This is a genomic window from Pseudomonas sp. LB3P31, from assembly GCF_054897945.1.
This window is the reverse complement of sequence record NZ_CM142710.1, coordinates 3,196,076-3,217,222: the sequence shown is the minus strand read 5'-3', so window position 1 is coordinate 3,217,222 and position 21,147 is coordinate 3,196,076. Positions and strand designations below refer to the sequence as shown.

The window sequence follows — 21,147 nt, the reverse complement described above, 5'->3', positions numbered from 1 at the left end:
CTGCGATCTTTTGATCTTGAAAATCAAAAGATCGCAGCCTTCGGCAGCTCCTACGGGGTGGTCAGGGGATCGGTGCTACCCCGGGACCTCCAGTTGATCGAGCGCCCGATTCACCGCCAACTCACCCAGCATGATTACCTGCGCAATGCCCAGCAGGCTATTACGTGAAGTCCCCTCCATATGGTCTACCAGATCATTAGCCATGACATTAGCCGACGCCAGCGTTTCGCACGCATAGGTTAACAAGGCTTCGATATCGAGTTCGGGACTGACAGTAAACAACGTGCAGAGATTGCGGGGCGTAGCTCTAATTTCAGCGAACGAGGCTGTCTGTTTGACGGTTCCGGGAGAGAGATTTGAATCTGGATTATCTGACAGCGTTGCGGCGTCCGCGTCTGGCGGATTTGGCGTTACTTTGAACATGATTTCCATTTCCTGATGAGGCAACCACTCCTCGCTACTAATACAAGGGGTGGCGGCTGTACGCAGGTTAGTAGACCGGGGAAATGAAGAAAGCCGGCGCGCCCGAGGACGCCCTACGCACAGCCACCATCAAGCTCAGGTATGTAGATACCTGTCGGACAGTCACCTGTGCACTCTTCAAATACCACGGGCTACTAAACCCGATCACCGAGAATCGGTGACCGAATCAAGTTACTGACCCGCGCCAAGGCGCACAAGCCGGCGGATTCTGGCGTACCTGTAGGCAAATGCGCAAGGCGCTGTAGCCTCCAGGAAATGATCTGAAAAGGGATTAAACACATACACTTTTCTGTAGGAGCGATCCTGCTCGCGAAGGGCCAGACGGAGTTGAAATGCTGACCCCGTAGGAGCTGCCGAAGGCTGCGATCTTTTGATCTTGAAAATCAAAAGATCGCAGCCTTCGGCAGCTCCTACAGGGGATACGTCGGCAAAGAACTCTTATTGTATTTCCCGGATTAGCCGCCGTGCTCGTTCGAGATACTTTTAAGGCTGGGCCGCCGATCGCGAGGTTCAGCCAAATCCCACTGCCACGGCACCAACGGTACGGCTATAGTTCGCAGGCCGACGATGGCCCAACCCGCACAAGGTGCTCCGGAATGAACCGATCGACCTCACTGACCCCTTGGCTGGCGGCCCTCGCAGTTGCCTTTTGCGTGCAATTGCCGGCGCAGGCCCAGGAACGTTTCACCGTGAATATCCCAGGAGTGTCAGACGACCGGCTGTTCACCTCTGCAGCCGCAAGCGACGCTGAAGGTTGCGGCGGTCGCAACATTTCGCCGGCGCTGAACTGGAACGCCGGTCCGGTGGGCACTTTGAGCTACGCGATCGTCATGCACGACCCTGACGGGCAAAAAGGCCAGGGTGTCGACCATTGGCTGCACTACGGCATCAAGGCCTCGACTCACCAGATTGCCGAAGGCGCAGGCACCAAGGCGCCGGTCGAAGGCGTCGGCGGGATGAACAGCAAGGGCACCAAAGCCTACGTCGGTCCTTGCCCGCCGGTTGGCGACAGTGCTCATCACTACATCATTCAGCTCTACGCCCTTGACCTGGCCCCGGACGCTTTGCCTGCCGGCTTGACGCGTACGCAGCTGCTGGAAAAAATCAAAGGTCATGTGCTGAAGAACAGCAGCGTGGTGCGTCGATATCACCGCTGATATTTTTTTCAGATGAGTTAACCCGAACCTGCCGGGCTGCCCGTCTCAGAGGATGAATGGATCATCTTCCTTGAGGTCAGCCCCATGTCTCTCCCTCTGCATTTCCTCCGCCCGGCGGCCCAGGGTTTCGCCGCTGGCCTGCTACTGGCGGTGGCCGGTTGCGGTGTTTCGTCCACACCGGAAGCCACAACGGTGGTTGCCGCTGCTCCCGCCCAGGCAGAGCTGAAGACCGAAGCTTTGGTCCGTGGCGATAGCTCAATGGTCAAGCGTGCCGTCCGAGCGGCGCCACTGGCGACTTTTGCGCCGATGCCCGAAGCATCCCCCGCTGGCTATCAGGACGAGCAGCGCGAGCAATACCAGGCGTTGGCCGATAACCCGATCCACCGCGTGGCTGAAGTGCCGGTTTCTACTTTCAGCGCTGACGTCGATACCGGGGCCTACGCCAATGTCCGGCGCTTGCTCAACCAGGGTCGCCTGCCACCCGAAGGTGCGGTGCGCCTGGAAGAGATGGTCAATTACTTCCCCTACGATTACGGCTTGCCTACTGACGGCTCGCCTTTTGGCGTAACCACGGAACTCGCGCCATCGCCCTGGAACCCGCATACACGCTTGCTGCGCATCGGCATCAAGGCCTCCGACCGCGCAGTGGCAGATCTGGCCCCGGCGAACCTGGTGTTCCTGGTGGATGTGTCGGGCTCGATGGACCGCCGCGAAGGCCTGCCGCTGGTCAAAAGCACACTGAAGTTGCTGGTCGATCAACTGCGTGATCAGGATCGTGTGTCGCTGGTGGTTTACGCCGGTGAATCGCGAGTGGTGCTGGAGCCGACTTCCGGACGGGAAAAAGCGAAGATTCGTACAGCTATTGATCAGTTATCAGCGGGCGGTTCGACCGCTGGCCCGTCGGGCATCGAACTGGCCTACCAGATGGCCCGGCAAGCGTTTATCCCTAAAGGTATCAACCGCATCCTGCTGGCCACCGACGGTGACTTCAACGTAGGCGCCAGCGACTTCGACAGTCTTAAGCAAATGGCCGCAGACAAGCGCAAGACCGGCGTTTCCCTGACCACCCTGGGTTTCGGTGTGGATAACTACAATGAACACCTGATGGAGCAACTGGCCGACGCTGGCGATGGCAACTATGCCTATATCGATAACCTGCGCGAAGCGCGCAAGGTGCTGGTAGACCAGCTCGGCTCAACCCTGGCCGTCGTGGCGAAGAACGTGAAGCTGCAAGTGGAATTCAATCCGGCGCAGGTCAGCGAGTACCGCCTGCTGGGCTATGAGAATCGCACCCTGAAGCGTGAAGATTTCAGCAATGACAAGGTTGACGCAGGTGAGATCGGTGCAGGACATACGGTCACGGCACTGTACGAAATTGTTCCGAAGGGCGAGAAAGGTTGGCTGGAGCCGCTGCGCTACAGTCAGGCCACCACGGTTGACGCTGGTAAGACAGCGGAAATGGCTATGCTGCGAGTGCGTTATCAACCGCCTGAAGGTGGGAATAGTCGCCTGATCGAGCGGCCGATTGTTTCTGGTCAGGTGGGTCAAGCCTCCGACGACCTGCGATTCGCCGCTGCCGTGGCAGCTTTTTCCCAGCAGCTGAAGGACGGTCGCTATACCGGCAGTTTCACGCTTAAAGACACCGAAGCGTTGGCCCGTGGCGCCAGGGGCGAAGACCAGTTCGGCCTGCGGGCGGAATTCGTGCAGTTGGTCGAGCTGGCGCAGAGCCTGCAAACCCCCGAACATCAGGTACTGATTGGAGATAGCCACTGACATGTCCGCCCCGGCCCCAAGTGCAGCCACCAGCAGCGACGAGTCGCTGCTGGCCCGCTATCGCGCAGGCGACGGGCCGGCGTTCGAGATCCTGTACGCCCGCCACCGTCAGGGACTGTATCGATTCCTGCTCGGCCTCAGCGGCAAATCCGAGCTGGCCGAAGAGGTGTATCAGGACACCTGGCTCAGCCTGATCCGCAGCACCAGTCAGCCACAAGGCCGGGCGAATTTTCGTACATGGCTGTACCAGATCGCCCGCAATCGACTGATCGACCACTGGCGCAAACATGGAATTCGCAACCCCTTGCACGACAGCTACGACGAACAAGCCCACGCCTTGCCAGATGACTCCGCCGACCCTGCACAATTGCTCAGCCTGAGCCGCGACACCCAGCGCCTCGAAACCGCCCTGCAAACCTTGCCGGCGGACCAGCGCGAAGTCTTCCTGCTGCGCGCCCACGGCGATCTCGACCTGCCGCAGATTGCCACCCTCACCGAAACACCGCTGGAAACCGTCAAGAGCCGCTTGCGTTACGCCCAGCAAAAACTGCGTCGGCTGCTGGCCGAGGAGGTACTCACATGACTGACGCCAAGCACAAAACGGATCACCAAGCGCTCGAACATTACCGCGAGCAAGCCAGCGGCGAACCACCGTCGCATCTCGACGCCTTGATCCTGGCCGCCGCGCGTAGCGCAGTGCCTGCGCCGAAGCCAGGCGTATGCCAACGCTGGATTCGCGCCTGCCAGCAACCTCGCTGGCAAGTGGCATTCGCCAGCCTCGTCGGGATCGCGCTGATGCTGACGCTGGTGCAGCGCACGCCTGAGCAAGTGCCCAGCTACGACTTTGCGCCTGTGCCCAAATCATCTGCTCCGGTCGCCAAACAGGAAGCTGGTGCACCGCCACCAGCGCTCGCGCGTTCCCTGAAGGCCCCGATCGGCGCGCTCCCCGCACCTACTCCTGCGGCGCCAATGGCGGAGTCGGCGGCCCCAGCGCAAGACCAATCCTTCAGTGCCGACATGGCGGACGAAGCAAAAGCCAGCAAGCGTGCCGTGGCCCCATTGAGATCCCTGGATGAGCAACTGCGTGAAGTGCTTCGCCTGCAAAAAACCGGGCACAAACAAGCCGCCGATAAACTACTAGCTGACTTGCACAAACACTTTCCCGACGAAAACCTCAGCGCCCGACTCAAGGACCTGCAGAAAAACTGACTGGCACAACGCTCGACGATTTGGCATCAAGGCCCGAAAGCGCGCACTATCGGGACATAGTCGATGCATTGGAGGATGCCGTGACAAAAAAAATCGACCGCATCGCCCAAATGCTCAACTGCCCGGAAAAGGGCGAGGAATTACGGCGGGCAATTACCGAGAGCCGTAAGGATTTTCTATTGAATCAGCCGGAAGCGGGCGAGGCTGAGGTGGAAGGCGCGCTTGAAGAGGAAGACTTCGAGGACGATGAGGATGATGAATACGACGAGTTTGACTGGGCGACAGAATGAAAAACCGCTTCGGCGGTTTTTCCATTTGGAGCGTCACCGAACCCTATTAATGTCATGACGCAATACCTTGCATGCCTGATTTAATGTGCATACAATAAATCAATGCAAATAACCTTCGATCCTGCCAAGCGTGACAAGACCCTGATCGAACGCGGGGTTGATTTTGCCGACGCTGCTGCCGTGTTTGCAGGTCACCACTTCACCGCCCAGGATATGCGGCAGGAATACGGAGAGCTCCGCTTTATAACCGTTGGCCTGCTGAACGGTCGAATGGTGGTGATGGTCTGGACGCCTCGCGGCGAGGCTCGTCGCATCATCTCTATGAGGAAAGCCAATGAGCGCGAACAAACCCAATACCGAAGCCGTCTGGGTTGATCCAGACGATGCACCGGAACTCACCGATACCTTCTTTGAGCACGCCGACGAATTCAAGGGCAATAGACTCGTTCCGCGCGGCAGGCCCAAGGCGGACGTAGTGCGCGAGCGGATAACCATCCGGCTTGAAGCTGACGTGCTGGCGCAATTCAAGGCCTCAGGGCCAGGCTGGCAAACACGTATGAATGCCGCCTTGGCCGACTGGCTCAAAACGCACACGCCCAGCGAATTGAAGGCTTAACCACGGGTGCGCCTCGCCCCTTCATGGGTGAGCAGTAACGCGGCGGCAGCCAGTTTGTCGTCAGCTCACAAAAATGTGGTGTATTCGCGAAACCCTGATCACGACACCCACAAAAAAGCCCCAGACCCAACGGCCTGAGGCTTTTTCGTTTCTACTATGGTGCACCAGGCGGGATTCGAACCCACGACCACTGCCTTCGGAGGGCAGTACTCTATCCAGCTGAGCTACTGGTGCAAGCGGGCGCCATGATACTCATAAGCACTGTGGGCGTCCATGCTGCTGAATAGCTTGTGTTTTTCGGCGCCGAACGGGCGTTTGCCACGTTGATCAGAAAAAATGGCTAAAACAGCGCTTTTCGTTCTTTTTTTCGAACAGCCTATTGTCCTTTACCCCCTTTGATCCTAGGATTCGTTTGAGATTTCAAACGCTCTTGTCTGGGTGCTGAACCGCGCGAGTTCAATCCGCGCGCTATTTATGTGCTTCAGCCCGGTGGATGATTTCCCTGACGGCAGCCTTCAAGGCGCCTTTCTACAATCATAATTCGCTCCGCGCCTGGCGCGGTGCTGTTAAGGAAAGCCGACATGCAGCTTAAAGACACCCAGTTGTTCCGCCAGCAAGCCTTCATCGATGGCGCTTGGGTTGATGCGGACAATGGTCAGACGATCAAGGTCAACAACCCGGCAACGGGCGAAATTCTGGGCACCGTGCCGAAAATGGGCGCTGCTGAAACCCGTCGTGCGATCGAAGCCGCTGACAAAGCGCTGCCGGCCTGGCGTGCCCTGACCGCCAAGGATCGTGCGAACAAGCTGCGTCGCTGGTTCGAACTGATCATCGAAAACCAGGACGACCTGGCTCGCCTGATGACCCTGGAGCAGGGCAAGCCATTGGCTGAAGCCAAGGGCGAAATCGTCTATGCCGCTTCCTTTATCGAATGGTTCGCCGAAGAGGCCAAGCGCGTCTACGGTGACGTGATTCCGGGCCACCAGCCAGACAAGCGCCTGATCGTGATCAAGCAGCCAATCGGCGTGACCGCGGCAATTACTCCGTGGAACTTCCCGGCCGCGATGATCACCCGTAAAGCCGGCCCGGCCCTGGCCGCCGGTTGCACCATGGTGCTCAAGCCTGCGTCGCAGACCCCGTTTTCGGCGTTCGCCCTGGCTGAATTGGCCCAGCGTGCCGGCATTCCTGCGGGCGTGTTCAGCGTTGTGTCCGGCAGCGCCGGCGATATCGGCAGCGAGCTGACCAGCAACCCGATCGTACGCAAATTGTCCTTCACCGGCTCGACTGAAATCGGTCGCCAGCTGATGGCTGAATGCGCCAAGGACATCAAGAAAGTTTCCCTGGAACTGGGCGGCAACGCGCCATTTATCGTGTTCGACGACGCGGACCTGGATAAGGCCGTCGAAGGCGCGATCATTTCCAAATATCGCAACAACGGCCAGACCTGCGTTTGCGCCAACCGTCTGTACATTCAGGATTCGGTGTATGACGCGTTTGCCGAGAAGCTGAAAGTGGCTGTGTCCAAGCTCAAGATCGGCAACGGTCTGGAAGACGGCACCACCACTGGCCCGCTGATTGATGAAAAAGCCGTGGCCAAGGTTAAAGAGCACATCGCTGACGCTGTTTCCAAAGGCGCGACCGTGCTGTCCGGTGGCAAGTCAATCGAAGGCAACTTCTTCGAGCCGACCATCCTGACCAACGTGCCGAACAACGCAGCCGTGGCCAAGGAAGAAACCTTCGGTCCATTGGCGCCGCTGTTCCGCTTCAAAGATGAAGCTGAAGTGATCGCGATGTCCAACGACACCGAGTTCGGCCTGGCTTCGTACTTCTATGCTCGCGACCTGGGCCGTGTGTTCCGTGTGGCTGAAGCCCTGGAATACGGTATGGTCGGCGTCAACACCGGGCTGATCTCCAACGAAGTCGCGCCATTCGGCGGCATCAAGGCGTCGGGCCTGGGCCGTGAAGGCTCCAAGTACGGCATCGAAGATTACCTGGAAATAAAATACCTCTGCCTGGGCATCTAAGCTCGGAAGACGGGTACTGCAATAAGCGGAAAGGGCACGAGAGCGCTGACCCTTTCTGCGTTTCGCCCGGAATTTTCTCTGTGGCCTGGAGTGCTGTGGCAGTCGATCATCGAATGCTGCCGCAGTTATCTCCCGCCACATTTTCCTTAAGCTACGCCGCCCGATGAGCGGCGAATGAGGACTTTATGAGCAAGACTAACGCTTCTTTGATGAAACGCCGCGAAGCCGCTATACCACGCGGTGTTGGCCAGATTCACCCGATCTTCGCCGAGTCCGCGAAGAACGCTACCGTTACCGACGTTGAAGGTCGCGAATTCATCGACTTCGCTGGCGGTATCGCGGTACTGAACACCGGTCACGTGCACCCGAAAATCATCGCCGCCGTTACCGAGCAGCTGAACAAGCTGACCCACACCTGCTTCCAGGTGCTGGCGTACGAACCGTACGTTGAAGTGTGCGAAAAGATCAACGCCAAGGTGCCAGGTGATTTCGAGAAGAAAACCCTGCTGGTCACCACCGGTTCCGAAGCCGTAGAAAACGCCGTGAAAATCGCCCGTGCCGCCACTGGCCGTGCCGGCGTGATCGCGTTCACTGGCGCTTACCACGGGCGCACCATGATGACCCTGGGCCTGACCGGTAAAGTCGTGCCTTACTCGGCCGGCATGGGCCTGATGCCAGGCGGCGTGTTCCGCGCGCTGTACCCGAACGAACTGCACGGTGTGAGCGTCGACGATTCGATCGCCAGCATCGAGCGCATCTTCAAGAACGATGCCGAGCCGCGTGACATCGCTGCGATCATCATCGAGCCGGTTCAGGGCGAAGGCGGTTTCTACGTCGCGCCTAAAGAGTTCATGAAGCGTCTGCGCGCCCTGTGCGACCAGCACGGCATCCTGCTGATCGCTGACGAAGTGCAGACTGGCGCAGGCCGTACCGGCACCTTCTTCGCCATGGAACAGATGGGCGTTGCTGCCGACCTGACCACCTTCGCCAAATCCATCGCTGGCGGCTTCCCGTTGGCCGGTGTGTGCGGCAAGGCTGAATACATGGACGCCATTGCTCCAGGCGGCCTGGGCGGCACCTACGCCGGTAGCCCGATCGCTTGCGCGGCGGCCCTGGCCGTGATGGAAGTGTTCGAAGAAGAGCACCTGCTGGACCGCTGCAAGGCAGTCGGCGAGCGCCTGGTCACTGGCCTCAAAGCCATCCAGTCGAAGTACCCGGTGATCGGAGAAGTGCGTGCCCTGGGCGCGATGATCGCGGTCGAGCTGTTCGTTGACGGCGACAGCCACAAGCCGAACGCTGCTGCAGTGGCTTCGGTTGTGGCCAAGGCCCGCGACAAGGGTCTGATCCTGCTGTCGTGCGGCACCTACGGCAACGTTCTGCGCGTGCTGGTACCGCTGACTTCGCCGGACGAGCAACTGGACAAAGGTCTGGCGATCATCGAAGAGTGCTTCTCCGAGCTCTGATCTCCAAGTGTGACCTGATAGACAAAAAACCCGCTTCGGCGGGTTTTTTCATGGGCGTGAAACACATGCGGTTGTATCGAATGGCCAGCATTGACTAAGGTGCATGCATTGCCCTTGGAGCCTACAGATGACTGCTGTTGTTTTACCTGCCGTGCCGCGTGTGTTGATCGCGGAAGCTGACCCCTGGTCCCGCGACCTGCTCAAGCAGGTGTTGCTGAATGTGCGCTGTGATGCGCGGCTGGACCTGTGCGCAGATGGTCAGGAGGCGCTGCACCTGTTGTCGCAAAACCCGTACGATCTGGTGATCGCGGATTGGGAATTGCCCGGCGTCGATGGGCTCAATGTTTTGCGCAACGTACGCCAGCGTAAACGCAATCCGCCGTTGCCATTCATTTTGATGAGCAGCCGCAGCGACAGTGTCAGCGTGCGCGAGGCCCTGCCATTGGCGCCGGCGGCCTACCTGACCAAGCCGCTAAATATGGAAAGCCTGACCCGACGCTTGCAGGCGTTGCTGTTGAATGCCGGGGAAGAAGTGTTGTGCGAAGTGCCGTCGCTGGCGCCGGGCATGACCCTGGCGGTGTATCTCGAACGCCGCCGTGAGCAGGCCGACGGGGCGCCGCTGATGACGGATGTGCAGCTGGCCGTGCGGCGCAGCCTCAATCCCGATGGCCTCGACCTGACACTGCTGCATGATGAAATTCGTACCGATCCGCAAGTCACTGCTGTGTTGATCGCGGCCGCCAACAGTGCCGCGCGGCACCATGGGGCTGCGGTGCAGACACTTTCCCAGGCCCTGCATCGCCTCGGCACCGGGCAGAGCATGAATTTGATTCTGGGGCTGGCGCTCAAGCGCAGCGCGCGCCTGAGCGACCCGTGGCTGGCGGATTGCGCCGAGCGTTATTGGAACCTGTCGCTGCACACTGCCGAATACGCACGCACCCTGGCGCGCCTGCTCGACCTCGAACAGGAGCGCTGCTATTGCGCGGGCATGCTGCATTGCCTCGGCGACCTGGCATTGCTGCGCTGTTTGCAGGAGTGGAAGCAGGCTGGCGGCGTATTGGATGATCACGCGGAGGTTGGCGATGCGCTCGCCAGGTTCGGCGCCGCCTACGGTTCGGCGCTGCGCACCCGCTGGCGGCTGCCGCTGGAGCTGCGGGAGCTGATTGCGGCGGTGTATCAGCTCGGTGGCGGGGTTTATTCCCGCGAGGCGCTGGTGATGAACATGGCGGCGCAGTTGGCGCAATTGGGTGAGCATGATGGGCTGGAGGAGCTGGCCAAGAGCCGGACGGCACGGTTGCTCAAGATTGGCCTGCCGGAGTTGATGCGGTTGCGCAAAAAATAATCACGGCGCAGACCATTCCCTCTGTGGGAGTGAGCCTGCTCGCGATGGAGTGTCAGCCACCACAATGAACCTGACACACCCATGTAGGAGCTGCCGAAGGCTGCGATCTTTTGATCTTCGGGGGCTCTGAATCAAGATCAAAAGATCGCAGCCTCGTTTCTCTCGGCAGCTCCTACAGGGGGTCAGCCGGGGATTATCCGGTTCTTGCCCTGGCGCTTGGCTTCGTACATCGCGGCATCCGCCCGGGCAAACAGGCTGTCGATGCTCTCGTCCTCAGGCATGAGACTGGCGAGGCCCTGGCTGATGGTGATGCCGAAGTCCCGGTCATCATGGCTGAAATTCAAGCGCTGAATCTCTCGCTGCAGACGCTCGGCCACTTGCATGGCCACCCCAGGCTCGCAGCCGGGGAACACTGCGGCAAACTCCTCACCGCCGATGCGCCCGAACACATCGCCACGACGTAAAGCCGCGCGCCCGCATTCAGCGATGCGTTGCAGCACGTTGTCGCCCTCCTGATGACCATAGGTGTCATTGACGACCTTGAAGTCATCGATATCCAGCATCAGGAAAGACAGTTGCGTGCCCTGGGTCCGCGCTCGTTCGAATTCATGGTGGGCGCATTCGAAAAAGTGCCGGCGATTGCTGCTCTCGGTCAATTCATCGGTGGTGGCCAGGCGTTGCAGTTCGGTTTCCAGCTGCTTTTTTTCGGTGATGTCTTCGGCAATGCCGACGATGATCAGTGGCTGCCCCGGCTCGGACTGACGGTTGAGGAAGCACTTGTCGCTCAACCAGCGAATCTGGCCTTCGGCGGTGATGATCCGATACTCGCGGTCTTCCACGGCGCCCGTTTCCAGCACGCTGGCCAGGCTGCGCTCGGCTTCTTCCAGATCGTCCGGATAAACGCTGTCACGCCACTGGTTGAAGTCGGCGAGTAACAGGTCGGCGGATCGGCCAAAAATTCGTTCGTAAGCGGGGCTGACGTACAGCATCTGACGGGTTTCCCAGTTGAACGCCCAAAGCACCGCGTTGACGCTCACCAGCAGGGAGCTGAACAGCTGTTCGCGTTCGCTCAGCCGCGCAACTTCGCCCTGGGCACGCATCAGCGCCATCAGGGTCTGGGCGGCTTCTGGCCATTGTGGCAGGGATGAGTCCGGTAGTTTCTTATCGACCATCGACACAAATCTCAAGGAGAGTGCCGCGAGTTCGACAGCGGCTGCAACGAAGACCGCCAGGGTGGCGAAGTGCTGTTGAGATAGGGGATTTGAAACTAAGTTCCCGGGTGTCCGGGAGAGGGGCGGTACTCCCGCCGGGCGGTAAGCACATGGTCGCAGAGCACCCCGGGTGAGGTGCTCTGCGCAGGATCAGGCGTTGGCGGGACGCAAGGAGTAGGTTTTAAGCTGATCGGCGAAGTCGCGCAGGGAGTGAATCCCGCTGGCTTCGGCTTCGTGGATCCAGTCCTTGATGGCCGCCAGCATATCGTGACCATTGGAGCTGGTCTTGACCCAGATCTGCTGCAACGCCAGGCGCTTCTCGTAGATCACCTTCAGTGCCTGACTGTGTTCGAGCATGGTCTGGATGCGCATATGGTGCTTTTCATCCAGCAAGCTGGTTTCCCGCGACAGCAAGCGCTTGGCGCGGTGGAACTGGTGGCGGACCGAATGATCGACCTTCTCCAGCTCTTGCTTGACCAGCGGCGCGATCACCAATTTGCGGTACTGGGCCATGATCTGGAAGCGATTGTTGAGGATCGCCATGGCGGTATCCATGTCCAGATTGCCTTTGCCTTCAACCCGATGGGCGATCGGCGCGACCCGCTGAACCTTGGCCAGGCGCAGGAAGCTGAACACTTGAATCCACGCCCAGCCCAGGTCGAATTCCCACTTCTTCACTGACAGTTTTGCCGAGTTTGGGTAGGTGTGATGGTTGTTGTGCAACTCTTCGCCGCCAATCAGGATGCCCCATGGCACCAGGTTGGTGGCCGCGTCACGGCATTCGAAGTTGCGATAGCCGATGGCATGGCCCAGGCCATTGACCACGCCCGCAGCCCACACTGGGATCCACATCATCTGGATGGCCCAGATGGTGATGCCGATGGTGCCGAACAGCAGCAAATCGATCACGCCCATGATCGCCACGCCCAGCAGCGGGAAGCGGCTGTACAGGTTGCGCTCGATCCAGTCTTCCGGGCAGTTCTTGCCGTAGATACGCAGGGTCTCCGGGTTTTCCGCTTCGGCGCGATACAGTTCGGCGCCTTTGCGTAAAACGGTGGACAGCCCTTTGACGACCGGGCTGTGCGGGTCATCGACGGTTTCGCATTTGGCGTGATGCTTGCGGTGGATAGCAGTCCACTCACGGGTGTTCTGCGCCGTGGTCAACCACAGCCAGAAGCGGAAGAAATGTTTCAGGCCGGCATTGAGCTCAAGGGAGCGATGGGCTGAATAACGATGCAGATAGACTGTGACGCCGATGATTGTGACGTGGGTCATCAGCAGGGTGACTGCCACCAGTGACCAGGGCGACAAGCCAAGAAAACCTTCGTACCACATAGGCTGTAGGGCCCTCGATAAAGAAAAAAATAGCCCTCGCATTATCACCAAGCGCGCAGATAAAACCAGTCACCCTTTCAGATAAGAGTGGCTGGATGTTTCTTTCCTCTATAATTCCAGCCCTTTTGTGGGACATGGACGGCCGAATGTCTGCCACCTATCGCGATGCCTTGCGTGCAGCGCTGCTTTACCTGCTGCTCTCCGTTGTCTGGCTGACGTTCAGCGGCTACGTATTGAACAGTTTCTTCGATGACTCCGCCGAGGCGTTGCGTTGGCAACTGATCAACGGTTATGCCTGGGTTGTGTTGAGCGCGGTGATTATTTTCATCGCTCGCACTCGATTGTTCCGCTGCCTCGGCATCGGCGCCCAGTTACGTGAGCGCTCCGCCGACCGCGAGCGCCTGCGCCAGGCCGCCGCAGTGTTCGACTGTACCCGTGAGGGCGTGTTGGTCACCAATGCCAAGGGCTCAATCGTTCACGTGAACCGCGCGTTCATCCAGATCACCGGCTATCAGCGCGACGAAGTGATCGGCCAGCAACCGAGCCTGTTCAAATCCGGCCACCATCCGCCGAGTTTCTACCAGGCGATGTTTGCCACGCTCAGCGGCACTGAGGAGTGGAGCGGGGAAATCTGGAATCGGCGCAAAAGTGGCGAGATTTACCCGCAATGGCAGACGATCCGTATCGTTCGCGACGATGACGGCCACGTCAGCCAGTACGTGGCGGTATTTTCCGACATCAGTGCGATCAAGAACTCCGAGCATGAGCTGACTCACCTGGCTCATCACGACCCCCTGACCGACCTGCCCAATCGCCTGCTGTTCACGGACCGCGCCGAACAGGCTGTGGCATCGGCCCAGGTGCACAAGCGGGGCTGCGCGTTGCTGGTAATCGATCTGGATCACTTCAAGATGATCAACGACAGTCTCGGTCACACTATCGGCGATCAGTTGCTCAAGGCCGTGGCCGAGCGCCTGAAAGCAATGTTCGGGCCGGGCATTACCCTCTCGCGCCTGGGCGGCGATGAGTTTGCCGTGCTCGCCGAGGCATGCCCGCAATTGGTCCAGGCTGCGGCGCTCGCCCAGCGGATCATCGATGGTTTCAGGGAGCCGTTCCATCTCGACGGCAACCAGCTGTTCATCAATGCCAGCGTCGGTATCAGCCTGTTCCCCAGTGACGCGCTGACCGCTGAGCAGCTGCTGCGTAATGCCGACTCGGCGCTGTCCAAGGCCAAGAGCGCTGGGCGCAACAGCTACGCCCTGTACACCGAAGAGCTGACTGCCCAGGCCCAGCAGCGCGTCGAGACCGCGTTCGAGTTGCGTCGGGCTCTGGAGCAGCAGGAGCTGCGAGTGCATTACCAGCCGGTTCACGACCTGAAGACCAGTCGCCTGATCGGTGTCGAAGCGCTGGTGCGTTGGGAGCATCCGCTGCGTGGGCTGGTCTCGCCGGCGGAATTCATTCCCATCGCCGAGCGCACCGGCCTGATCGCGGAAATCGATGCCTGGGTCATGCAGCAGGCGTGTCAGCAGATGTGCCAGTGGCAGCGGGCCGGCGTGCTGTTGTCGTTTGTCGCGGTGAATGTGTCGTCGCGCCTGTTTGCCCGCCGTGAGTTGTATCAACAGGTGGCCCAGGTGCTGCGCGACAGCGGATTGCAGCCCGGGTATCTGGAGCTGGAAGTGACCGAGAGCGCGGTCATGGATGAGCCCGAGGTGGCGCTGGAACAGATGCATCGCCTGCGCGAATTGGGCGTGCGCCTGGCCATCGATGATTTTGGTACCGGATACTCATCATTGCTGCGGCTCAAGCGGTTGCCGGTGCAGAAGCTCAAGATCGACCAGGGTTTTGTTGCGGGGTTGCCTTGGGATGAGGATGACGTGGCGATCGTGCGGGTCATTATTGCGCTGGCCAAGAGCATGGGCATGCAGGTGCATGCCGAAGGGATCGAACAGGTCGAGCAGGCGGTTTTGCTGCTCGAGCATGATTGCGATCTCGGCCAGGGTTACTGGTTCGCCCGGCCCATGCCGGCGGCGGAGCTTGATTGGGGGCGGGCGCCGCATATCGGTTAGTCCCGCTGAAAAGATCGCAGCCTCGTTTCACTCGACAGCTCCTACGGAGTGAGAGAACGCTGCGCCCACCAATAATCACTTCTGGTTATATAAACATTCTTAAATAGTCTTTTTAAGAATATCCGCACCTATCTACTATTGGCCTTACGCCGCAAGCAGTGCCGCCACTGCCAGGCAACCTCTCAGTCGAAGGAGCACCACCATGAGCGCATCCCTGCGTAGCGTTGACGGCCAGGACGAAGCAACCATCTTGCGCGAGATCCAGAGCGCACTGCGTGACCTGCGTTTCGGGGCAGTGGAAATCACTGTGCACAACGCTCAGGTCGTGCAGATCGAACGCAAGGAAAAATTCCGTTTGCAGCAGCCGGGTAACAAGCCGAGCTAAGCAGCGATTTTTGCGGGCACCGCGATTCCAAAAAAATCAAACAAAGCCAAAACAATCAGAATTCCAGGAGCTTTCACCATGTCGTCGATTCGTCATTTCGCTTTGGCCGCCCTGGCCAGTGCCCTTTTTGCTGGTTCCGCGGTTGCCAAGGATTACGAGCTGCTAAACGTGTCGTACGACCCGACTCGCGAGCTGTATCAGGATTACAACGCTGAATTCGTCAAGTTCTGGCAGAAGGATCACGCTGGCGACTCGGTGAAAATCCAGCAGTCCCACGGTGGTTCGGGCAAACAGGGCCGTGCGGTGATCGACGGCCTGCGTGCCGACGTCGTGACCCTGGCCCTGGCCGGCGACATTGACGAAATCGCCAAGCTCGGCAAGACCCTCCCAGCGGACTGGCAGAAGCGTCTGCCGGAAGCGAGCACGCCTTACACGTCGACCATCGTGTTCCTGGTGCGTAAAGGCAACCCGAAAGGCATCAAAGACTGGGGCGACCTGGTCAAGAATGACGTGTCGGTGATCACTCCGAATCCAAAAACTTCTGGCGGCGCACGCTGGAACTTCCTCGCGGCCTGGGCCTATGGCCTGAAAGCCAACGGCGGTGACGAAGCCAAGGCCAAGGAATATGTACAGACCCTGTTCAAGCACGTGCCAGTACTGGATACCGGCGCTCGCGGTTCGACCATCACCTTCGTCAACAACGGTCAGGGCGACGTGCTGCTGGCCTGGGAAAACGAAGCCTTCCTGGCACTGAAAGAAGATGGCGGCGCCGACAAATTCGAAATTGTCGTGCCTTCGCTGTCGATCCTCGCCGAGCCGCCAGTGGCTGTGGTGGACAAGAACGCCGAGAAAAAGGGCAACGAGCAGATCGCCGAAGCCTATCTCAAGCACCTGTACAGCCCGGCTGGCCAGGAAATCGCGGCAAAGAACTTCTACCGTCCACGTGACAAGGAAGTTGCTGCCAAGTACGCCCAGCAGTTCCCGAAACTGGACCTGGTGACCATCGACAAAGACTTCGGCGGCTGGAAGACTGCCCAACCGAAATTCTTTAATGACGGTGGTGTGTTCGACCAGATTTACTCGGCGCAGTAACCTGACTCAAGCCACACCACGAGCCTCATGCCATGTGGGAGCGGGCTTGCTCGCGAAGGCGGTGTATCAGGCGACTTGATAGTTGTCAGACACGCCGCCTTCGCGAGCAAGCCCGCTCCCACATTCATGCGTTTAGCGGATAGCTTTTTAACCAAGGACTTTTATGTCGCGTCGTATCTCCCCCGTCATACCCGGCTTCGGGCTGACGCTGGGCTACACCTTGGTGTACCTCAGCCTGATTGTGCTCATTCCACTGGCGGCGATGTTCGTGCACGCCTCTCAGCTCACCTGGGATCAGTTCTGGGCAATCATCTCCGCACCCCGAGTGCTGGCGGCGTTGAAACTGAGCTTCGGTACTGCGTTCTATGCCGCGATCATCAACGGCATTATCGGCACGCTGCTCGCCTGGGTGCTGGTGCGCTATACCTTCCCGGGTCGCAAGATCATCGATGCGATGATCGATTTGCCCTTCGCCTTGCCTACGGCTGTGGCGGGCATCGCCCTGACGGCGCTGTACGCACCCAATGGCTGGGTTGGCCAGCTGGCGGCGGATCTGGGCTTCAAGATCGCCTATACCCCATTGGGCATCACCCTCGCATTGACCTTCGTTACACTTCCATTCGTGGTACGTACGGTACAGCCAGTACTGGCTGATATCCCTCGCGAAGTGGAAGAGGCGGCGGCATGCCTGGGTGCCAAACCTCTCCAGGTGTTCCGCCATATCCTGGTGCCGGCACTGTTACCAGCCTGGCTGACCGGCTTTGCCCTGGCCTTTGCCCGCGGGGTGGGCGAATACGGCTCGGTGATTTTCATCGCCGGTAACATGCCGATGAAGACTGAAATTCTGCCGCTCCTGATCATGGTCAAGCTCGACCAGTACGATTACACCGGCGCCACGTCCATCGGTGTGTTGATGCTGGTGGTTTCCTTCGTCCTGTTGCTGCTGATCAATTTGCTGCAACGCCGTATCGAAACCCCATAAGGAGGCGCACACATGTCCCAATCGTCTATTGCTGCTGCTTCCTCAAACGCTGCCCGCCGTGGCAGTGCCAGCTCACGCAGGATCCTGATCGGCCTCGGCTGGCTGGTGTTCGCGCTGTTCCTGTTGCTGCCGCTGATCATCGTGGTGTCCCAGGGCTTGAAGCTGGGTCTCGGTGCGTTCTTCGCCGCGATCTTCGAACCCGACGCGCTCTCGGCGCTGAAACTGACCCTGATTGCCGTGTTCATCTCGGTGCCACTGAACGTAGTGTTTGGCGTGAGTGCCGCTTGGTGCGTGAGCAAGTACTCATTCCGCGGCAAGAGTATGTTGGTGACCCTGATCGACCTGCCGTTCTCGGTTTCGCCGGTGATCGCCGGCCTGGTCTACGTGCTGATGTTTGGCGCCCAGGGCCTGTTCGGGCCATGGCTGCAGGATCACGACATCCAGATCGTCTTTGCCCTGCCGGGCATCGTGCTGGCGACGATCTTCGTGACCGTGCCATTCGTGGCGCGCGAGTTGATCCCGCTGATGCAGGAACAAGGTACTCAGGAAGAAGAAGCCGCGCGGCTGCTGGGGGCCAATGGCTGGCAGATGTTCTGGCACGTCACCGTACCCAATATCAAATGGGGCCTGATCTATGGCGTGGTGCTGTGTACGGCGCGGGCCATGGGTGAGTTTGGTGCGGTGTCGGTGGTTTCCGGGCACATTCGCGGGGTGACCAACACCTTGCCGTTGCACGTCGAGATCCTCTACAACGAATACAACCACGTGGCCGCGTTCGCGGTAGCGAGCCTGTTGCTGATCATGGCGCTCTTCATCCTGCTGCTCAAGCAGTGGAGCGAAAACCGTATTAACCGCCTGCGCGCCAGCGCCGCGGAGGAATAACTCATGTCGATCGAAGTGCGTAACGTCAGCAAGAATTTCAACGCGTTCAAGGCGCTGGACAACATCAGCCTGGACATTCAGAGCGGCGAACTCGTGGCGCTGCTTGGCCCGTCCGGTTGCGGCAAGACCACGCTGCTGCGGATCATCGCCGGCCTGGAAACCCCGGATCAGGGCAACATCGTGTTCCACGGTGAAGACGTTTCCGGCCATGACGTGCGTGATCGCAACGTCGGTTTTGTGTTCCAGCATTACGCCCTGTTCCGTCACATGACGGTGTTCGACAACGTTGCGTTCGGCCTGCGCATGAAACCGAAAAACCAGCGCCCGAGCGAAAGCCAGATCGCGGTGAAGGTTCACGAACTGCTGAACATGGTGCAGTTGGATTGGTTGTCGGACCGTTATCCGGAGCAACTCTCCGGTGGGCAGCGCCAGCGTATCGCCCTGGCCCGCGCCTTGGCGGTGGAGCCTAAGGTCTTGTTGCTCGACGAACCCTTCGGTGCCCTCGACGCCAAGGTCCGCAAGGAGCTGCGTCGCTGGTTGGCGCGCCTGCACGAAGACATCAACCTGACCTCGGTGTTCGTGACCCACGACCAGGAAGAGGCCATGGAAGTCGCCGACCGCATCGTGGTGATGAACAAGGGCGTGATCGAGCAGATCGGCTCGCCGGGCGACGTCTACGAGAACCCGGCCAGCGATTTCGTTTACCACTTCCTGGGGGATTCGAACCGGTTGCACCTGGGCGAAGATAACCATGTGCTGTTCCGTCCCCACGAAGTGTCGCTGTCGCGCCATGAACTGGAAGATCACCACGCCGCTGAAGTGCGGGATATCCGTCCATTGGGCGCAACGACCCGGGTGACGTTGAAGGTTGAAGGCCAGAGCGAGTTGATCGAGGCCGAAGTTGTGAAGGACCACGACAGCCTGACCGGCTTGGCGAAGGGCGAGACGTTGTTCTTCAAGCCGAAGGTTTGGCAGAAGCTCGCGAACATTTAAGATCAAAAGATCGCAGCCTTCGGCAGCTCCTACGAGTGATTTGTGGCGTTCACAAACCCCCTGTAGGAGCTGCCGCAGGCTGCGATCTTTTAAAGCGGCCTAAGCCGCCGCATTTTTCGGATTAACCCGCACCCCACCTGCCCGCGCCTCTATCTGCTCCTGCAACTCCCGCCGCATCCCCAGCAAAAACGCCAACTCCGCCACCACAAACAACGGCCCGACGATCAACCCCGTCACATCATCGACGAACGCCGGCTTGCGGCCTTCATAGTGGTGCCCGACGAACTGGATCGCCCAGCCCACCACAAACATGCCAATGCCGCTCGCCAGCCACACCAGGGTGCTCTGCTGCGCCAGCACATGCCCGGCCCATACGCACAAACCGAGCAATACGGTCATCAGCGCCCCGAGGCGCAATTCCAGGCGCAGGTAGAACCAGGCCGACGCCAGCGATACCAGCACCGCCGGTGAAAGCGAGCCTGCGGCCCATTGCGGGCGGGACAGCAGCACGGCCACGGCCACCACAATCAGCGGAATACCAATGAAGTGAGTGGCGATATTGCGCGGGTCACGGTGGTAGGTGGCGTATTGACCGAGATGATCAACCAGGCTTTTTTTCATTGTTATTCCTCCTGTAGGGTGAGTGATCATCCACCGGGTTGATCTTTTGCTCTGTCAGCCAGACGACAATCTCTAGGAGTTTTCATGGACATGCAGGTCTGGCGTGCGCGCCTGATGAGCGGCCAGTGGTTCAGTCATCTGCCTGCGCCCTTACAGGATAGTCTGCTGGCAGCGGCCAGGTTGCGGCGCCTGTCGCCGGGGCAACGGTTGTTCAAGCGTGGCGATCCGCCCTGTGGTCTGTATGCCGTGCTCGAAGGCGCGGTGCGTATTGGCGCGGTCAACGAGCAGGGCAAGGAAGCCATTCTGAGCCTGGTGGAGCAGCCGCACTGGTTTGGTGAAATCTGCCTGTTTGACGGCCAGGCGCGCACCCATGACGCGTTCGGCCTGGGCCAGTGCACGCTGCTGCATATCCCGCAGAATGTCCTGTTGGCGATGCTCGACGAGCAGCCACTGTATTGGCGGCAACTGGCATTGTTGATGAGCCAGAAACTGCGCCTGACCTTCATCAACCTCGAACAGTTGAGCCTGCTGCCGGCGCCGGCGCGTCTGGCGCACCGTTTGCTGATGATTGCCGATAGCTACGGCGAAATCGATCCGCCGCGTCGCTTGCTGCAGCTGCCCCAGGAGCAGCTTGCTTCGATGTTGTCGTTGTCACGGCAGACAACCAATCAGTTGCTCAAGGAGCTGGAGGGGCAAGGAGTGGTCAGTTTGAGGTACGGCGAGATCGAAATTCTCGACGCTGAGCGGTTGCGCGCGTTGGCGCTGATTTAAGGCAAATCGTTAAAGAGTGGGCTTTGTCCTCGAAGGCGCTTAGCCTGTACCAACTTAAATGAGGTGTGCCATGCGTGTGCTGTTAGTAGAAGACGAGCCGGAGATCGCCAAACTCCTGGCCAACGGGCTGGGCGAAGCCGGTTATAGCGTCGATGTGGCGCTGAACGGGATGGACGGCCGCCGTTTCATCGAGACCGGCGAGTACGAGCTGGTCATCCTCGACGTCATGCTCCCCGGCCTCAACGGCTGGCAGTTGCAGCAACAGGTCCGCAAGCTTGGCGAGACTCCGGTACTGTTCCTCACCACCAAGGACGGCATCGAAGACCGTCTGCGTGGGTTGGAACTGCATGAGGAGGATTATCTGCTCAAGCCGTTCAGCGAGAAAGAGCTGGTGGCACGGGTGCGCAAGTTGTTGCGGCGCGATCGTGGACGCTAGTTTGTAAACTGGTTAA

General features: G+C 59.4%; 22 protein-coding genes and 1 tRNA gene. 18 read left to right on the top strand and 5 right to left on the bottom strand.

Translation table 11 applies throughout. The annotated features are described in order from the left end of the window. Nucleotides 1-75: 75 nt before the first annotated feature. On the bottom strand, nt 76-423 hold the full coding sequence (locus tag ACYZTK_RS14570) for a DUF6124 family protein (protein WP_462010537.1): 348 nt from the start codon (nt 421-423) through the stop codon (nt 76-78). Between the two features lie 656 nt (nt 424-1,079). On the opposite strand from ACYZTK_RS14570, the gene ACYZTK_RS14565 reads away from it, so the two are divergent. From ACYZTK_RS14565 to ACYZTK_RS14535, 7 genes are all read left to right on the top strand, one after another. Beyond that, nucleotides 1,080-1,640 carry a YbhB/YbcL family Raf kinase inhibitor-like protein gene (locus ACYZTK_RS14565; RefSeq protein WP_462010536.1) on the top strand — a complete coding sequence of 187 codons (561 nt, stop codon included), beginning with the start codon at nt 1,080-1,082 and terminating at the stop codon, nt 1,638-1,640. A gap of 84 nt (nt 1,641-1,724) precedes the next feature. After that, nucleotides 1,725-3,413 carry a vWA domain-containing protein gene (locus tag ACYZTK_RS14560; RefSeq protein ID WP_462010535.1) on the top strand — a complete coding sequence of 563 codons (1,689 nt, stop codon included), beginning with the start codon at nt 1,725-1,727 and terminating at the stop codon, nt 3,411-3,413. A gap of 1 nt (nt 3,414) precedes the next feature. Then, a complete protein-coding gene (locus ACYZTK_RS14555; protein ID WP_462010534.1) occupies nt 3,415-3,996 on the top strand; it encodes an RNA polymerase sigma factor in 582 nt (193 codons plus the stop codon). Next, the gene (locus ACYZTK_RS14550) at nt 3,993-4,622 is read left to right on the top strand and encodes a hypothetical protein (protein WP_462010533.1); all 630 of its coding nucleotides are present in this window, start codon (nt 3,993-3,995) and stop codon (nt 4,620-4,622) included. The genes ACYZTK_RS14555 and ACYZTK_RS14550 overlap by 4 nt, the downstream gene beginning before the upstream one ends. A gap of 20 nt (nt 4,623-4,642) precedes the next feature. Continuing rightward, nucleotides 4,643-4,912 carry a hypothetical protein gene (locus tag ACYZTK_RS14545; protein ID WP_462010532.1) on the top strand — a complete coding sequence of 90 codons (270 nt, stop codon included), beginning with the start codon at nt 4,643-4,645 and terminating at the stop codon, nt 4,910-4,912. A 102-nt stretch (nt 4,913-5,014) separates the two neighbouring features. Next, a complete protein-coding gene (locus ACYZTK_RS14540) occupies nt 5,015-5,287 on the top strand; it encodes a BrnT family toxin (protein ID WP_462010531.1) in 273 nt (90 codons plus the stop codon). Beyond that, nucleotides 5,247-5,528 carry a BrnA antitoxin family protein gene (locus tag ACYZTK_RS14535; RefSeq protein ID WP_462010530.1) on the top strand — a complete coding sequence of 94 codons (282 nt, stop codon included), beginning with the start codon at nt 5,247-5,249 and terminating at the stop codon, nt 5,526-5,528. Before ACYZTK_RS14540 ends, ACYZTK_RS14535 begins: the two co-directional genes overlap by 41 nt. A 157-nt stretch (nt 5,529-5,685) precedes the next feature. Here ACYZTK_RS14535 and ACYZTK_RS14530 read toward each other — a convergent pair. Beyond that, nucleotides 5,686-5,762 (bottom strand) — tRNA-Arg (locus ACYZTK_RS14530). Nucleotides 5,763-6,109: 347 nt separating this feature from the next. Here ACYZTK_RS14530 and gabD point away from each other — a divergent pair. From gabD to ACYZTK_RS14515, 3 genes are all read left to right on the top strand, one after another. Beyond that, entirely contained in the window at nt 6,110-7,552 is a 1,443-nt protein-coding gene (gabD, locus tag ACYZTK_RS14525) for an NADP-dependent succinate-semialdehyde dehydrogenase (RefSeq protein ID WP_428276561.1), read from the top strand. A 185-nt stretch (nt 7,553-7,737) separates the two neighbouring features. Next, nucleotides 7,738-9,015 carry a 4-aminobutyrate--2-oxoglutarate transaminase gene (gabT, locus tag ACYZTK_RS14520; RefSeq protein ID WP_462010529.1) on the top strand — a complete coding sequence of 426 codons (1,278 nt, stop codon included), beginning with the start codon at nt 7,738-7,740 and terminating at the stop codon, nt 9,013-9,015. A gap of 127 nt (nt 9,016-9,142) precedes the next feature. Further along, entirely contained in the window at nt 9,143-10,357 is a 1,215-nt protein-coding gene (locus tag ACYZTK_RS14515; protein WP_462010528.1) for an HDOD domain-containing protein, read from the top strand. 182 nt (nt 10,358-10,539) lie between these two features. Here ACYZTK_RS14515 and ACYZTK_RS14510 read toward each other — a convergent pair whose 3' ends face one another. Both ACYZTK_RS14510 and desA read right to left on the bottom strand, forming a co-directional pair. Beyond that, nucleotides 10,540-11,529, bottom strand: coding sequence for a GGDEF domain-containing protein (locus ACYZTK_RS14510; RefSeq protein ID WP_462010527.1), 990 nt, complete (start codon nt 11,527-11,529; stop codon nt 10,540-10,542). Nucleotides 11,530-11,718: 189 nt separating this feature from the next. Next, nucleotides 11,719-12,903 carry a delta-9 fatty acid desaturase DesA gene (gene desA / locus ACYZTK_RS14505; protein ID WP_462010526.1) on the bottom strand — a complete coding sequence of 395 codons (1,185 nt, stop codon included), beginning with the start codon at nt 12,901-12,903 and terminating at the stop codon, nt 11,719-11,721. A gap of 146 nt (nt 12,904-13,049) precedes the next feature. Between desA and dibA the strand changes: the two genes are divergently transcribed. From dibA to ACYZTK_RS14475, 6 genes are all read left to right on the top strand, one after another. Further along, nucleotides 13,050-14,969, top strand: a complete 1,920-nt coding sequence (dibA, locus tag ACYZTK_RS14500) for a phosphodiesterase DibA (protein ID WP_462010525.1) — start codon at nt 13,050-13,052, stop codon at nt 14,967-14,969. A gap of 202 nt (nt 14,970-15,171) precedes the next feature. Further along, entirely contained in the window at nt 15,172-15,354 is a 183-nt protein-coding gene (gene oscA / locus ACYZTK_RS14495; RefSeq protein ID WP_022643503.1) for a sulfur starvation response protein OscA, read from the top strand. Nucleotides 15,355-15,432: 78 nt separating this feature from the next. Further along, nucleotides 15,433-16,446, top strand: a complete 1,014-nt coding sequence (locus ACYZTK_RS14490; RefSeq protein ID WP_462010524.1) for a sulfate ABC transporter substrate-binding protein — start codon at nt 15,433-15,435, stop codon at nt 16,444-16,446. Nucleotides 16,447-16,609: 163 nt separating this feature from the next. Further along, nucleotides 16,610-17,428 carry a sulfate ABC transporter permease subunit CysT gene (gene cysT, locus ACYZTK_RS14485; protein WP_462010523.1) on the top strand — a complete coding sequence of 273 codons (819 nt, stop codon included), beginning with the start codon at nt 16,610-16,612 and terminating at the stop codon, nt 17,426-17,428. A 12-nt stretch (nt 17,429-17,440) separates the two neighbouring features. Next, a complete protein-coding gene (gene cysW / locus ACYZTK_RS14480) occupies nt 17,441-18,310 on the top strand; it encodes a sulfate ABC transporter permease subunit CysW (protein WP_462010522.1) in 870 nt (289 codons plus the stop codon). Between the two features lie 3 nt (nt 18,311-18,313). Then, a complete protein-coding gene (locus tag ACYZTK_RS14475; RefSeq protein ID WP_045059469.1) occupies nt 18,314-19,303 on the top strand; it encodes a sulfate/molybdate ABC transporter ATP-binding protein in 990 nt (329 codons plus the stop codon). Nucleotides 19,304-19,402: 99 nt separating this feature from the next. Here the strand turns inward: ACYZTK_RS14475 and ACYZTK_RS14470 are convergent, their stop codons facing one another. Beyond that, on the bottom strand, nt 19,403-19,924 hold the full coding sequence (locus ACYZTK_RS14470; protein ID WP_462010521.1) for an Mpo1 family 2-hydroxy fatty acid dioxygenase: 522 nt from the start codon (nt 19,922-19,924) through the stop codon (nt 19,403-19,405). A gap of 84 nt (nt 19,925-20,008) precedes the next feature. Between ACYZTK_RS14470 and ACYZTK_RS14465 the strand changes: the two genes are divergently transcribed. Together ACYZTK_RS14465 and ACYZTK_RS14460 are read left to right on the top strand one after the other, a co-directional pair. Continuing rightward, nucleotides 20,009-20,695, top strand: coding sequence for a Crp/Fnr family transcriptional regulator (locus ACYZTK_RS14465; protein WP_462010520.1), 687 nt, complete (start codon nt 20,009-20,011; stop codon nt 20,693-20,695). A gap of 70 nt (nt 20,696-20,765) precedes the next feature. Beyond that, nucleotides 20,766-21,131, top strand: a complete 366-nt coding sequence (locus tag ACYZTK_RS14460; RefSeq protein ID WP_462010519.1) for a response regulator — start codon at nt 20,766-20,768, stop codon at nt 21,129-21,131. The last annotated feature ends 16 nt before the right edge of the window (nt 21,132-21,147 follow it).